Annotated in this window: 11 protein-coding genes and 1 tRNA gene; 4 read left to right on the top strand and 8 right to left on the bottom strand. The window is 51.0% G+C overall.

Annotated features, from left to right (window positions below):
- Window positions 1–265 precede the first annotated feature (265 nt).
- Window positions 266–622 carry an FtsB family cell division protein gene (locus JIN82_RS04250; RefSeq protein ID WP_200310398.1) on the top strand — a complete coding sequence of 119 codons (357 nt, stop codon included), beginning with the start codon at window positions 266–268 and terminating at the stop codon, window positions 620–622.
- A 120-nt stretch (window positions 623–742) separates the two neighbouring features.
- Here the strand turns inward: JIN82_RS04250 and rpoD are convergent, their stop codons facing one another.
- The 6 genes from rpoD to JIN82_RS04220 form a co-directional block, all read right to left on the bottom strand.
- Window positions 743–2,497 carry an RNA polymerase sigma factor RpoD gene (rpoD, locus tag JIN82_RS17560; protein ID WP_200310397.1) on the bottom strand — a complete coding sequence of 585 codons (1,755 nt, stop codon included), beginning with the start codon at window positions 2,495–2,497 and terminating at the stop codon, window positions 743–745.
- A 151-nt stretch (window positions 2,498–2,648) separates the two neighbouring features.
- Window positions 2,649–3,917 (bottom strand): UDP-N-acetylglucosamine 1-carboxyvinyltransferase, encoded by a 1,269-nt coding sequence (gene murA, locus JIN82_RS04240; RefSeq protein WP_200310396.1) that lies wholly within the window; start codon window positions 3,915–3,917, stop codon window positions 2,649–2,651.
- 5 nt (window positions 3,918–3,922) lie between these two features.
- Window positions 3,923–4,768, bottom strand: a complete 846-nt coding sequence (gene prmC / locus JIN82_RS04235) for a peptide chain release factor N(5)-glutamine methyltransferase (protein ID WP_200310395.1) — start codon at window positions 4,766–4,768, stop codon at window positions 3,923–3,925.
- A 72-nt stretch (window positions 4,769–4,840) separates the two neighbouring features.
- A complete protein-coding gene (locus JIN82_RS04230; protein WP_200310394.1) occupies window positions 4,841–6,064 on the bottom strand; it encodes an aspartate kinase in 1,224 nt (407 codons plus the stop codon).
- A gap of 32 nt (window positions 6,065–6,096) precedes the next feature.
- The gene (locus JIN82_RS04225) at window positions 6,097–7,458 is read right to left on the bottom strand and encodes an MBL fold metallo-hydrolase (RefSeq protein WP_200310393.1); all 1,362 of its coding nucleotides are present in this window, start codon (window positions 7,456–7,458) and stop codon (window positions 6,097–6,099) included.
- A 125-nt stretch (window positions 7,459–7,583) separates the two neighbouring features.
- Window positions 7,584–7,671: transfer RNA gene (locus tag JIN82_RS04220), tRNA-Leu, on the bottom strand.
- A 389-nt stretch (window positions 7,672–8,060) separates the two neighbouring features.
- Here JIN82_RS04220 and JIN82_RS04215 point away from each other — a divergent pair.
- Both JIN82_RS04215 and JIN82_RS04210 read left to right on the top strand, forming a co-directional pair.
- Window positions 8,061–9,041, top strand: coding sequence for a hypothetical protein (locus tag JIN82_RS04215; protein WP_200310392.1), 981 nt, complete (start codon window positions 8,061–8,063; stop codon window positions 9,039–9,041).
- 146 nt (window positions 9,042–9,187) lie between these two features.
- Entirely contained in the window at window positions 9,188–9,994 is an 807-nt protein-coding gene (locus JIN82_RS04210; RefSeq protein ID WP_200310391.1) for a PEP-CTERM sorting domain-containing protein, read from the top strand.
- A 175-nt stretch (window positions 9,995–10,169) separates the two neighbouring features.
- On the opposite strand, the gene aspS is transcribed toward JIN82_RS04210, so the two are convergent.
- Complete coding sequence (gene aspS, locus JIN82_RS04205) at window positions 10,170–11,978, bottom strand: aspartate--tRNA ligase (protein ID WP_200310390.1); 1,809 nt, start codon at window positions 11,976–11,978, stop codon at window positions 10,170–10,172.
- A 102-nt stretch (window positions 11,979–12,080) separates the two neighbouring features.
- The gene (gene hisS / locus JIN82_RS04200) at window positions 12,081–13,370 is read right to left on the bottom strand and encodes a histidine--tRNA ligase (RefSeq protein ID WP_200310389.1); all 1,290 of its coding nucleotides are present in this window, start codon (window positions 13,368–13,370) and stop codon (window positions 12,081–12,083) included.
- A gap of 847 nt (window positions 13,371–14,217) precedes the next feature.
- Between hisS and JIN82_RS04195 the strand changes: the two genes are divergently transcribed.
- Entirely contained in the window at window positions 14,218–14,667 is a 450-nt protein-coding gene (locus JIN82_RS04195; RefSeq protein WP_200310388.1) for a transposase, read from the top strand.
- The last annotated feature ends 334 nt before the right edge of the window (window positions 14,668–15,001 follow it).

Raw genomic sequence — 15,001 nt, 5'->3', positions numbered from 1 at the left:
GCGATTTTAGTAGGCTTTCATATTTCAAATCGCCTGTCTACGGTAAAAGTCGTCACCTTGTGTTTACATGGTAATCCACTTAGTGATAAGGCGTTTAACTTGTACATCTTAACGGTTTAGCGGGCTATGTAATTTCTGATAAGTGTTATGGATTTGTTAGCAAATGTCACAAGTCGTTACTATATATAGCTTAGCCGATGCTCAGAAAATTATCTATTTGGGCTTTGCTGAATCCTATCTAATAGTTTATGTTTCAAGGTAGTTAATGGCGTTTGATAAACATTCTGAACCTTATTATGCCAGTGCAGGTGAGTTTAACCGTATTCAAAAGCGGACAGCTCAGATGCAAGCTGGTGTGCGCCTAGCAGTTTGTTTGTTGGTTTTGGTTTTCTGTTCAGCTGTATTTGCCTCGGCGATTCCGCATTACCTCAAACTCCAGGAAATGGAAACTGAGCTGGCGGAACAAAAAGAGCGCGAAGAAGTCTCTATGGAGAAGTTGGATCGCATTGAGCGCATGAGCCGCGGTATTGACGAAGACCCTGCCTACATGGAGTTGAAGGGGCGCGACCGGCTGAATTTGTACAAGGAAGGTGAAAAAATCTTCCGCTTTGAGCGCCAATAGGCGGTAAAGAAACGCTATGCACGAGCTGCGCTAATTATGGCGCGGCTCTTTTTTTTGCAAAAAAAAACGAGAGCGGCCAGATGGCACGCTCTCGTGGAAATTTTCTAGCTGGCTGGCAGCTTACATGTTTGGCATCTCGATGAAGCCTTCCAGCTTGCGGATACGGGTCGGGTGACGCATCTTACGCAGTGCTTTCGCTTCGATCTGGCGAATACGCTCACGAGTCACCTGGAACTGGCGGCCCACTTCTTCAAGTGTGCGTGAGTAGCCATCTTTGAGGCCAAATCGCTGCTCGAGAACTTCGCGCTCACGCTCGGTGAGAGTATCGAGAACGTCACCGATCTTATCCTTGAGCATGGCAAAACCAGCTTCTTCCATTGGGTTCTCAGCGGCTTTATCTTCGATGAAGTCACCAAAGGAAGTATCGTCTGAGTCACCTACTGGTGCCTGCAGTGAGATCGGCTGTTGAGCCATCTTGAGAACGGTACGTACACGCTCCACGGGAAGGTGAATTTCTTCAGCAATCTCATCTGGAGTTGGTTCACGACCGTATTCCTGTACCAACTGCTTCTGCACGCGCATCAGCTTGTTGATTGTCTCGATCATGTGCACTGGGATACGAATGGTACGCGCTTGGTCAGCAATCGAGCGAGTGATCGCCTGACGGATCCACCATGTTGCGTAGGTGGAGAATTTGTAACCACGACGGTATTCGAATTTTTCCACCGCTTTCATCAGGCCCATGTTGCCTTCCTGAATGAGATCGAGGAATGAAAGTCCACGGTTGGTGTACTTTTTGGCGATGGAGATTACCAGACGCAGGTTGGCTTCCACCATTTCGGTTTTGGCACGGTAAGCAGCGCGGGTAAACTTGCGCAATGTCTTACGAGCTTCGCCGAAGTTCTCAGCGGTCATCCATGACTGCTGCTGGAGTTCACGTACTTTGGTGATGAACTCTTTTTCGTCTGGGTTGATGTTGAGCTTGCGCTCGTATTTGATGAACTTGTTCTGGCGCTCTTCAACTTGCTTGTTGAATTCTTCCACTACCTTTTGTTTGTAGTAGAAACGATGGTAGAGACGCTCGAGGCTTTCCAAGTTATTGGCAAATGACTCTTCGAGCTTCTTCTTGCCACGTGGCTGCTTGGCAGAAAGCTTGCGGTAAATTTGGTCGTTGTCCTCGTAGAGGTTGCGGACTTGTTCGCAAAGTTTTGGTAGCGCGCGCATGTAGCGCTCACGGCTTTCGATTTTCTTATCTTGGATGACGCGGTCGAATCGCTCTTTACCGCGGTTGAGGCGGTCGGCGAGGTCGAGGTAGGCTTCAGCGATAAACCCATAGCGGTGAAGCACGCTGTTGGCGGCTACTTCTGCGTCTTCGATGCGCTTGGAGATTTCTACTTCTTGCTCACGGGTAAGCAATGGAACTTGGCCCATTTGCTTGAGGTACATACGAACTGGATCATCGAGGATGTCGAGTTTCTGGTCGCCCTTAGGTGAGTCGGTGGCATCGTCGCGCTTGCGGTCGCGGTAGCTGTCTACCTCTGAGGCGTCAATGATGTCGAACTCCATCTTACGCAGACGGTCGAGGATAGCCTCAACGTCAGCTGGATCTACCAAGTCATTTGGCAGGATCTCGTTGATGTCGTCGTAGGTGAGGTAATCTTGCTCTTTGGCTAGAACGATGAGCTCACGAATCTTTTCTTGGATCTCGGGAGTATCAATGCGGTTTTTCACCGCGCGTTTGCCAGCTGGCTTTGCTGCAGCTTCATCATTAGCTGAGGCATCAGCCTTTTTAGCGGTGCTTTTGGATGCGGCAGTTTTTTTGACGGTCGCTTTCTTAGCGGTCGTCTTTTTAGCTGCGGTCTTTTTAGTAGCCATAGGAATTTAGGAAAATCTAATTTTGGTCGCGGGCACAATCCACCCATTATGCAACCAGCTGAGGTTTCGTGCCGGCGAATCTCCATGCGGGATGGACATGCGTCAAGTCGAATATTTACTCGTTAGCTAAGAATCTAGCAAGAAAAACTTATTAATTAGCGACGCGCTCGACCTGAGCCCCTAGCTGGAGCAGTTTTTCATCAATGTGTTCGTACCCACGATCGATGTGATACAGTCGATTAATCTCGGTTGTTCCCTTAGAGCATAATGCGGCGAGAACGAGAGCGGCGGATGCGCGCAGGTCGGAGGCCATGACGGGAGCTGCAGAGAGCTCACGGTTGCCCTCGATGACGGCTGTGCCGTTGTCGACATTGATGTTAGTGCCCATGCGGGTCATTTCAGCACAGTGCATAAATCGCTGCGGGAAAATGGTATCTTCCACCACGGAAATGCCCGGTGTGATGGCGTAGAGTGCAGTGAACTGAGCCTGCATATCCGTTGGGAAACCAGGATAAGGAGCCGTTGTGATTTTGCCGCCAATTGGGTTTTCAGCAGGTTTTACGGTCACGCTAGTGCCAGCGTCATTAAATTCCACCGAGTGGCCAGATTCTTCCAGCTTGTCGCTGATGGCTTCCATGTGATCGCGCTGCACGCGGTTGAGGGTGACGCCTTCGCCAGCCATCGCTGCTGCCACCATGAATGTGCCGGCTTCGATGCGGTCGGGGATGACGGTGTGTTGCACGCCGTTGAGTTTTTCCACGCCTTCGATGACGATGCGGCTGGTGCCAGCACCGGAAATTTTTGCGCCCATTTTGTTGAGAAAATCAGCGAGGTCGACGACTTCTGGCTCACAGGCTGCAGATTCAATGACGGTGGTGCCGGGTGTGAGAGCTGCCGCCATCATCAGGTTGTCGGTGCCGAGTACAGTTGGTCCGTGCTTGCCTCTGAGGTCGACTTCAGCGCCTTTGAGTCCGCCGTTGCAGGTCATGTGCATGTTGCCGGAGTCCATGTTGATGTGGGCGCCAATCGCTTGCAGGCCTTTGAGGTGCAGGTCCACTGGGCGGTCGCCAATCACGCAGCCACCGGGAAGAGATACGCTGGCTTTGCCCAGACGGGCAAGCAATGGGCCCATTACGCAGATAGAGGCGCGCATTTTGCGTACCAGCTCATAGGGTGCGTCATGGATGATATTGGCTGCGGTGATGCGCACGGTGCCGCTTGAACGCTCCACTTCAGCGCCGAGGGCGGTGAGGATCTGCAGCATGTAGTTGGTATCAGAGACGTCCGGGACGTGGCGAATGATACAAGTTTGCTCGGTGAGTAGAGTGGCTGCTAGAATAGGCAATGAGGCATTTTTTGACCCAGAAATATTGATGCAGCCTTTCAGTTTTGAGCCGCCGTGAACGAGAAGTTTATCCATGGTTTTTAGTCGATGTGTGCGATGGGGAAGCGGGCAATGCCACTCATATCTTTGTGGACACGCACATTAGTGAAGCCTTCGGCTAGAAGCAAGGATTCAAGTGCGGGACCTTGGCGATGGCCAATTTCTAAAGCGACGATGCCGCCTGGGTGAAGGTAATTGCGGGCTTCTTTGCAGAAGCGGCGGAGCAGGTCTAGGCCGTCAGCTCCGCTGAAAAGTGCGAGTTCGGGGTCGTGCATGACCTCCGGTGTCAGTGATGGTCGGTCGGTCTCCTCAACGTACGGTAAATTTGCGGCGATGAGGTGAAAGCGGCGGCCAGCTAGCTGGTCGAAGAGGTCGGTGTGGATGAACTCCACGCCATCCAGCTCAAGCTCGGCGGCATTTTCTCCAGCTAGCGCGAGCGCGTCTGGCGAGATGTCTGCGCAGGTGAGTTGGTGGCATTTTTCCGCCAGCTCAGCGGCGAGTGTGAGGCCAAGCACGCCTGAGCCAGTGCCGAGGTCGAGCACGTCGCACTCGGCGGGTAAATTTTCTTTAAGGATGAGCTCGACGAGTTCTTCAGTTTCGGGCCGCGGAATGAGCCCGCGTGAGTCGCAGATAAATTCGCGATTGAAGAATTCTACGCGTCCGAGCAGGTGTTGCAGAGGCACGCGTTGGCCACGTTTTTTGAGCATGTCGCGCAGTGGCGCGAGCTCGTCTTCTTGCATCGGCCGGTCAAACTGCATGTAGAGCTCGATGCGATTGAGCCCTAGCTGATGGGCAACCAACATTTGCATGTTGCGGCGGGCATCCTCAATACCGCGGGATTCGAGGTAGCGGGTGCCTTTGTCAATGGTATCGAGAACGGTGGTCATGCAAAAAAAATCAGCGAGCCAAGGGGAAACTTGGCTCGCCAGAGAATTAAGTTGTTATTGGGTGGCCAAAAATTAGGCGCAAGGCTTGCTTTCCAGCTTGAAAGCAGTGTGCACGACGCGTGCTGCTTCCTCGATCTGTGTCTCTTCTACAGTGACGGCGATCTTGATTTCTGAGGTAGAAATCATGCCTGTTTTGATGTTTGCTTCAGCGAGTGCTTCAAACATCTTAGCGGCTACACCTGAGTGTGAGCGCATACCGATGCCAACGGTAGACAGCTTGGCTAGGCCAGCTTCTGTTTCAACGGTGGCATTGAGTGGTCCGAGCAGCGGCTGGAGAGCAGCTTGTGCGCGGCCAAGATCATTGGTATGCATGGTGAATGATAGTCGGCCACGTCCATCTTGCGATGAGTTGGCAACGATCATGTCGATGTTGATTTCTGCTTCTGAGAGTGCGCCCAAGATCTGAGCGGCGGACTTGGCGTCGTCAGGAATGTTCTGGACGGTAACACGTGCTTGGGAGCGCTCGATCGAGACTCCGCGAATGACTACTGCTTCCATATCGGGATGTTCTTCGGTAATGATGGTTCCTGGATTGTCGTTGAGGCTTGAGCGCACTTCGAAGACAACTCCAAATTTTTTGGCAAATTCTACGGAGCGAGACTGCATGACTTTGCTGCCGGATGAGGCCATCTCGAGCATCTCGTCGTAGGAGAGTTCAGGGAGTTTGCGGGCGTCTTTGACCACGCGTGGGTCAGAGGTGTAAACGCCGTCGACGTCGGTAAGGATTTGGCAAAGGTCCGCATTGATAGCTGCGGCTACAGCGATGGCTGTAAGGTCTGATCCGCCACGGCCAAGTGTGTGGATGTGGCCGTCTTCAGTGATGCCTTGGAATCCAGCTACGATGACTACGCGGCCTTCGTCGAGGAAGCCGTGCACCATGTTTGGTTCAATTTTGTCAATGCGACCGCGGGTGTGGCTGCCAGTGGTGAAAATGCCAGCTTGGCGGCCAGTAACTGAGGCAGCTGGTACTCCCATGCCTTCGAGGGCCATGGAGAGCAGGGCGATAGATTGTTGCTCGCCAGAAGAAAGGAGGACGTCTAGCTCGCGCTCAGGAGGGGTGTCGTTGAGTTCATTGGCCATGCCAATGAGTTTGTCTGTGACACCGCCCATAGCGGAGACGACGGCTACAACTTGGTTTCCTTCGTCGCGCAGTTTTTTAATGCGGGAGGCAACGTTGCGAATGCGATCAATGGAGCCGACGGATGTGCCGCCGTATTTTTGAACGATGAGTGGCATGGCTTATGTAGGAATGTGGCGGGAGTTTAAGGTTAAATTTCGTAATTACGACCAATTTCTGGCATAATCACTTCAGTGGTAGGTAATTTTTCAGCAAGCTGATCTGCGAACCATTGTGTCGCTTCTGGATCGCCGTGCACGAGAATAGTTTTTTTTGCGTTCACTTTGATCATATACTCCAGAAGGTCATCGCGGGTGGCGTGGCCGGAGAAATCAAACACGTCCATGTCGCAGTCAAATTTCACGGCTTCAGACTCGGGGTCGAGTTTGATGTAGTCGCCACGCTCAGAGGCGCGGATCACGCCAGCTGGAGATTCTGGATCAGCGTAACCAACAAAGAGCAGTGAGTTCTTTGGATTATCGATGAATGATTTGGCAAAGTTGTTGGAGACGGTTTTCTCAGACATCATGCCGCTGGACAGGGCGAAGATAGCGCCTGGGCGGTAGTGGATCGGAGTGCTCTTGCGGCGGCGTTTTTGTTTGGCGCCTTGGATCTCCATGTCGCGGAGGATTTTGAAGCCGGGAACGTTGCGTGGTGATGAGCCGGAGTGTTTATCAAAGATGATGGTCATCTTGGTGCTCAGGCCGCCCATGAAGACTGGAGCATCAGGGATGCGTTTGTCTTCTTTGAACTTGTGGATCATGGTCATCACTTCCTGAGTTTTGCCCATGGCAAATACCGGAATGAGTACTGAGCCGCCGCGCGCGATGGTGCGTTCGATAGCCTCAGCGAGCATGTTTTCCTCTTTTTCACGAGTGTATTCTGGATGGCGAGGTGAGGCGCCACGAGTGGTCTCAATGATCAGCGTGTCGATATTTTCAGTCGGCAGCTTAGAGCCGGTGATCAGCGTTTGGTCTTCAAACTGCACGTCGCCGGTGTAGAGGATGCGCTTGCCTTCAGATTCGATCAATGCGCCAGCTGAGCCGAGGATGTGGCCAGCATCGTAAAAAGTAACTTTCACCCCTTCTTTGATCTCAAATGGCTTTTTGTACCCTTTGGTGATCCAGCGCTCTTGTACTTCATCGAGCTCGCGGTGAGTGTAAAATGGATATTCCGTGATGCCGAGCTCTTGGCGTTTGCTCATCATTACGTTGACGGAGTTGTGAAGCAGCGCGTCAGCTAGCTCAAAAGTAGCAGGCGTCATGAAGACTGGTGCGTTTGGCTGCTCTTCCATCAGCACTGGGATAGATCCGCAGTGGTCGAGGTGGGAGTGGGAAAGGATGATAGCGTCAATGCTATCGTCTGGAATTTCATCCAGCAGGGGAAGGGAATCGATACCTTCTTCTTTGGGGTGCATGCCAGAGTCTAGGGCGATTCGGCAGTTGCCAGTCTCGAGGACGTAGCAGTTCGCGCCGATTTCATTATGGCGTGCATAGTTTTGGAAAGTCGTCATAGCTTGAGTTCTTTAAAGAATATTCAGCATGTAGTGTCTCGCGAAACAAGAAATCGGGTGGTAGAGAGAAACCGATAGCGAGTGCTGATAAAAGATCTTCGTCGTAAAAACCACTTAATGAAAAGTGGTGCTCGAGGGGGGAGTCGAACCCCCACGGCCTTAACGGCCACTAGATCCTTAGTCTAGCGCGTCTACCAATTCCGCCACCCGAGCAGGTGTTCCGAAGAAACGGTGCGGGAGGGAGTTACCTCGATTGCCGAATAAAGGCAAGGAAATCTTTGCTTAAAGTTCATTTTTTTTCTCACGGGCTGGTTTTAGCTTATGAAAAACCGGGCGTTTCAGCTAGATGTTAGCTGGTGTAAGTCTATGTGGATTAATTGTTGTTGAGTTGTGCTCTATCCAGCTGGGTTTGTTATTTTTCGAGTGGTGAAAACTTGAAAAAAATTACGTCAAATAGCGGGGAATCGATGCCGCACTAGGGGCAAAATACAATTTTGCCTTCATTTCTACGGTGAATCAGAAAGAAGTTCGTTGGAAATTACGATAAACAACTGTGCAGAATACTGGGTTTTCTGCTAAATGTACCAGAAGGTCTCTTATCTATGTCTACACCACACTCAAATAAATACCGCCGAGCTGGAAGGTCATCATCAAGCCAGCCAGAGCTGCCACCTCAGCTGGGGCGTCGACGGAAAAAGAAAGTGGTGAGTGGGCATAGTAAGCACGAGCAAGAAAAGTGGCAGGGTGGCCAGAATGGAGCATCAAAGCGCGATCCATTTATCTGGGGGCGCAATATAGTGATCGTCTTGTTTGTTGTTGGCCTATTTGCTGCCGGCATCACTTATTTAGCCAAGCAAAAATCAGTAGCTCCAGCGGATGATGATGCGATGTGGGTAGCTGCAAGCTCTGGTGTGGAGGCGGAGCTCGCTGAGTTGAAAGCTATCGATTGGGAATTATTCGAGGAGAATATCCGCGCATTCCTAAATACTACAGATCTGGAAGAGCGGCTGAAATATGTCAGCCAGCCAGAAATTGCCCGTCAGCATTATGCTAAGTATTCAGCTGATGCGCAGACGGCTAAGTTACGCACCTTGTTTAGTGGTCCAATTATGGGCGACAATTATATTCTATACTCAGCCCAGCTGGAGAATCTGCAGATGGTGCTCATCCCAGTGCTGCTAGGGGATCAGCTAGGGCTCATTGATTGGGATGCCTACGGTCGTTACAACCCTTATAGTATACAAGATCTGCTGAATGGGGAAGTTGCCGAGGCCGAGATGCGCGCGTATTTGAGTGAAGGCGCCTTCTACGCCTATCAATTTCGTGATGATAAGGCGTGGGTTGCCTATGAATATTCTGAGCCTAAATTGGACGAGTCCGTCTCAGTTTATGTGCCGCGTGATTCTGCTCTAGCTAGAAAAATCGAATTCCACCAGCGTAAGTTTGCTAGAGGTGAGGCCAACTCTTCACCTCTGCCATTCATGTTCAAGCTGCGCTCGGTCAACGATAGTCATAAAAAGAAACAATTCGAGCTAGTGGAACTCATCAACTTCGGCTGGGTGAAAGAGCTGCCAGCTGAGTAAATCAGCTAGATAGCTTTTGTTTGTATTGTTGTAGATTTATACAATCAGTATTCTTTTTAACATTAGGTAAAAAAATTATTCATATATGCTTGTCTTGTTGGGGTGGCTGGGGTGAGTCTTGGTTGTTAAGAATAAGTTGTTTAGCTATGAATAAGATAATTTCACCTCTATTATTAAGCTCCGCAATGCTTCAGCTGACGCATGCGGCTACCATCTCGTACGCATTTGAATCGTCGTCCTATAATGCTGGAGTTTCGGGCGCTGGCGTGACTGCTTCGGCTGTATCAATTCAATTGGCAAAGGGGACGATAAATGAATTTTCATATATTCAGGTGTCCGCGGACGGCTCAGTTCCGTCAGATTCTATTTTGCAGACAGATAAGTATTTTTTTGGTGTCTCCACAATAAATGACATTGATAACGGCCCTGTTGATAGCAGCGATACGGGTTTTTTCTTCAAGCTTACACCAGATGCTGGCGCGGCTTTAGATTTCAGCTCAGCTGTCTACTCCATGGATTGGGGAGGCACTAAGGGTGATGGCGGTGGGACTGGCTCTGGTAATCCATTAACTTACGGTATTTTTTACTCCGTGAATGATGGGCCAATTGTGGAGCTAAATGCCGTTGCTGGGGAGACCAACCCAAATGCTGGTCAGACTGACGGTCTGAAGGTGTTGAGCCGCGATGATGATGCGAGTCTGCTAGCTGACCCTATCGCTGTAGGTTTGACTAACACGGGGGATTTCTCATTGTCCGGGATTTCTGGATTGAGCAATGATGATACAGTCACCCTTTATGTGCTGGCTCGTACTAAAAAGACTGGCAGCAACTTTAGCCTTATTGCGGATAACCTCAAGGTAGATGGTATCGTCTCGGCTCCTATTCCCGAGCCTAGTTCTACAGCCTTGGCGGGTTTGGCTGGTTTCGCTTTTCTTCTGCGCCGCCGCAAGTAATCTCGCGGAGGGATTGATGTTTTCAGCAGCTAGGTGTGATGCCTAGCTGCTTTTTTGTTTCTGCGCATATTTCTAGCTGGTAGTTAGGGGTAAAAAAAATCCCGCACACGCTGGGCGTGGCGGGATGGAAATGGTTCTAGCTAGCTAGTTCTGGCTGAAATATTCAGCGTCCAGCTTACTTAGCGCTATCTGGCTGAGCTTGTGGTTTTTTAGCCACTGTCTGGATGCGCAGCTCGCGGAGTTGTTTGAAATCAACTTCAGCTGGTGAGTCAGACATGATGTCGCTGCCTTTGTTGTTTTTCGGGAAGGCAATCACTTCGCGGATTGATTCTTCACCGGCAACAAGCATGGATACGCGGTCGAGACCGAGAGCAACACCGCCGTGTGGAGGTGCGCCGTATTTGAAGGCGTCGAGGATGTGGCCAAACATTTCCACTTTCTCTTCAGGAGTGACACCGAGGGCGTCGAACATCGCTTCCTGTAGGTCAGCTTCGTGGATTCGGATAGATCCGCCGCCGAGCTCGTAACCGTTGAGAACAACGTCGTAAGCTTGTGCGCGCAGGCCTTCTAGCTCGCCCTTGCGAAGTTTTTCTTCGTCTTCTGGTACTGGGCGAGTGAATGGGTGGTGAACGGCATTCCACTTGTCGTCTTCAGCATCGTAGGCGAGCAGTGGGAATTCTGTCACCCAGAGGAAGTTGAGGTCGGTATTGTCTTCGAGAATCTTCTGGTATTCAGCTACCTTGAGGCGAACGCGGCCGAGCACGTCACAAACGGTTTCCCAGTCGCCGGCACCAAAGAGGATGAGGTCACCCGCTTCGATGTTCATGGCTTCTTTGAGGTCAGCTAGTTCTTGCTCAGTGAAGAGTTTGGTGATTGGTGAACGCCATGTGTCTGGAGTTTCGCCACGTGCTTGGATGTAAGCGAGACCTTTGGCTCCAGCTTCGATCGCCAGCTTAGTGAGCTTGTCGACTTGGCCAGATGAGATGCCTGCAAATCCTTTAGCGTTGATCGCCTTGATGCAGCCGCCTGATTTCAGGATGCTTGAGAATACCTTGAACTTGGTAGTAGAGAATACTGCGTCCAGCTCGGTAAGCTCGTAACCAAAGCGTGTATCTGGCTTGTCAGAACCGAAGCGGTTCATGGCATCTTGATAAGTGATGCGCTCGAAGCTAGCTGGGATGTCAGCATTGATAGACTCTTTGAAAATGCGACCCATGAGCTTTTCGATCAAGCCGATGATGTCATCTTGGTTTACAAATGAAGCTTCGATATCGATCTGAGTGAACTCAGGCTGACGGTCAGCGCGCAGATCTTCATCGCGGAAACAACGAGCAATTTGGAAGTATTTCTCAATACCGCCAACCATGAGCAGCTGCTTGTACTGCTGTGGTGCCTGTGGCAGTGCGTAGAAGCTACCTGGGTGCATGCGTGATGGCACGAGGAAATCACGGGCGCCTTCTGGAGTAGACTTAGAAAGGATAGGTGTCTCGATTTCGAGGAAACCGTCTTCGTCGAGTACGTCGCGAGTGGTCTTAGTGATGCGGTGACGCAGCTTCATGTTGCGAGCCATTTTCGGGCGACGCATGTCGAGGTAGCGGTACTTCATGCGCAGGTCCTCGTGCACTTCTTTGTCCAGCTGGAATGGAAGCACTTCAGCTTTGTTGACGATCTTGAGCTCTTTGACAACGATCTCGATTTCACCTGTAGCGATGTCGCTGTTGGTGGTATCAACGTCGTCTGTCTTCAGGCGAGCTGCAACGAGGCCGACTACTTGGATCACATCTTCCTGACGGAGTGTGTGTGAGAGCTTGGCGGCTTCTGCATTTTCCTCTGGGTGGAAAACACACTGAGTGAGGCCTTCGCGGTCGCGCAGGTCAGTGAAAATAACGCCACCGTGGTCGCGAGCTGACTGAACCCAGCCGATGAGAGTGACAGTGCTGCCGATATCGGAGCTACGTAGTTCGTTACAATGATGTGTACGCATGGTCTTAAATGGTTATATCTATTTGGTGGGGGTGGCTTCTGCTGCGGAGAGGCGTAGCAAATGCCACGCAAACATCAATCCGCATCTTTTATTTGTGTATGATTAAGCAATCAACGGGCCATCTGTCTGCTCAAGGCGTGAGACGATAGTTTCCGCTAAATCGGCATTCGGGTGGATGGTTTCCTCGCTGCGAGCAGCTAGAATTTTGAGCTTCATTTCTGGGAATTCCTCACCAATCACCAGCGCAAAGCGCGCGCCAGATTGTTGAGCTTTCTTAAACTGCTTGCCAACGCCAAGCTTGACCATTGGGTAGTCTACTTGCACGCCAGCGCGGCGTAGATCGCTGATGGCGCCGAGCGCTTCAGGGCGCTTCTCTTCATCCGCTACCACCACGTAAACTTCGCAAGACGGGTGGTTCATGATCCACTTCTCCATCTCCATTTTTGCGTGAGCTGTTTCTTCGATGAAGTTAGCAATCACCATGTCACCCATGGCAAAACCAGTAGCTGGCATGTCGCATGATCCGTCAGAGAGAATGTTGAGCAGCTTGTCGTAGCGGCCGCCTCCAGCTACCGCGCGCATAGATTTCTTGCCGTCAAAGATTTCAAAAACCACACCGGTGTAATAAGCCAGCCCGCGCACAATCGTCAGGTCGAGCTCAAAGAACTCAGCCAGTCCGCGAGCTGCTAGGTTTGCCTGCACCAGCTTGAAGTCGTCGCTGGCGTTGTCTGGGTTGGCAATAAATTCATCGACAGTTTGGCGGTCGACACCAAATGGCACCAGCTTGTCAGCTACCGCCTCAGGTTTCATGCGCTCGAGTTTGTCGATAATCTGCAGGAAGCCAGAAATGTCTTCGATCTGGTGTTGCTCGCAGAATGCCAGCCAGCTGTTGCGGTCAGAGGCGCGCACAACAAAGTCACCTTCCTCAAATCCCAGCTCGAGCATGGTATCAATCGCCATGGAAATCAGCTCGGCGTCAGCTGCTGCTGAGGCTTCACCGATGATGTCGGCATTGAACTGGATAAACTCACGTCCGCGGCCTTTTTGTGGTTTCTCATAGCGGAAACATGGGCCGATCTCAAACCACTTCAGCGGCTTAGGGAAATCGCGCTGGTTATCAGCCACGATGCGCGCCAGTGATGCTGTCAGCTCAGGGCGCAGCGTGATGTCGCGGCCACCTTGATCTTCAAAGCGAAATAGCTGGGTGCCAATTTCGTCGCCCGTCTTTTTCATGTACAGCTCAGTCGACTCTACCAGCGGTGCTTCCCATTCTACAAACCCGTACCGATGAGCTACCGACCTCCAACATTCGTGCAGGTAGTTGCGAATCGCACATTGACGCGGAGTAAAATCGCGAAATCCGGGTAGTGATTGAGTTACTTTATCAGCCATGGTTGCGCGCGGACAATGCACAGATACAGCTCAATTTCAAGCAAAAGAACCAGCGGCCACCGCATGAGAAATCCTAGCGAACGAGGATGACGCCAGCTAGCTGCATAAATAGCAGCGGGCGTTCCAGCTGAGAAACTAGCTAGGTGAGGGGGAGTGATTTTCGGTGATGCTGCCGTTTGTCTCGGTCTTTCAGACCTTCTGCCGCTTTGGTCTTTCGCCCAGACCTGCGCTGGTGCCTTCGGCACGGTGCTTGGTCTGGGCTGTAATGTCTCGGCCCTTTGGGCCTTTTTTTAGGCGCCGTCTGGTTTCTAGCGGTGAAGGTAGGTCCAGCTAGCCAATCGGGAGGCGAAGTATTTTATTGCTGGCTGGGTTTTGCCATTGCTTCGTGCTGGATTCTTTCAATGTGAATATTGGATTATTAGTAGCAGCGCGCCAGTTAGGCGATGTTAGGTTTGGCGTCCTAGTTAGCTGGTATTGATTCGGGAAAGGAAGGGCTCTAGCTCTGACGTATTGTGTCAGGCATGATCAAGAAAAGTGTCAGGCATCATCAAGAAAAGTGTCAGGCATGATCAAGAAAAGTGTCAGGCATCATCAAGGGAAGTGTCAGTCTTCATCAAGAAAAGTGTCAGGTATGATCAAGAAAAGTGTCAGGCATCATCAAGAAAAGTGTCAGGCATCATCAAGAAAAGTGTCAGGCATCATCAAGAAAAGGCCCGAAGGGCCGAGAGATTACAGCCCAGACCAAGGCCGCTCCGAAGGAGCAACGCAGGTCTGGGTAAGGTTCGCCCAGCCAGCAAAGGTCTGAAAGACCGAGACAAATCATGATGTTTGTGTTAGCCTGCTAGCTATGCCTCAATCGTTGTCACAAGCCTACCTGCATCTTGTTTTTAGTATCAAAGATAGGCACTCGTGGATTTCTCCGAGCTGGGAGTGTGATCTGTGGGCGTACGTTGCGGGCGCTGGAAGTTCACATGGCTGTCAGGTAATCAAAGTGGGCGGAGTGGAGGATCACCTGCACGTCCTCATTCGCCAATCCCGAACCCGTACGATTGCGGATTTGGTTTCTTCTCTAAAGGTGGAATCTAGCAAATGGGTGAAAGCAAATCAGCAAAACCCGTTGTTTTGCTGGCAGTTCGGCTACGGAGCTTTTTCGGTCAGCCAATCAAATGTGGATGCGGTTATTGATTACATAGCCAGCCAGCGGGAGCATCACGCAAAGCATACATTTCAGGATGAATTTCGTGCACTTTTGAGTAAACATAAAGTAGCTTGGGATGAACGCTATGTTTGGGATTAGCCTGGTGTGTTTTGGTTGGGCTGGCGTTTGTCTCGGTCTTTCAGACCTTCTGCTGCTTCGGTCTTTCACCCAGACCTGCGCGTGTGCCTTCGGCACGGTGCTTGGTCTGGGCTGTAATGTCTCGGCCCTTTGGGCCTTTTTTTAGCGGCGCTCGGCACCTAACAGTGAGGGTGGGTCCGGCTAGCCAATTGGGAGGCGAAGTATTTATTGCTGGCTGAGTTTTACCTCAGCTTCGTACTGGGTTCTTTCTTCGTACTGGGTTCTTTCTTTGTGCTGGGTTCTTTCTTTGTGCTGGGTTCTTTCTTTGTGCTGGATTCTTTTAGTGTGAATATTG

The organism is Persicirhabdus sediminis, from assembly GCF_016595495.1.
Classification (GTDB): domain Bacteria; phylum Verrucomicrobiota; class Verrucomicrobiia; order Verrucomicrobiales; family Akkermansiaceae; genus Persicirhabdus; species Persicirhabdus sediminis.
This window is presented reverse-complemented; position numbering and strand designations above follow the sequence as displayed.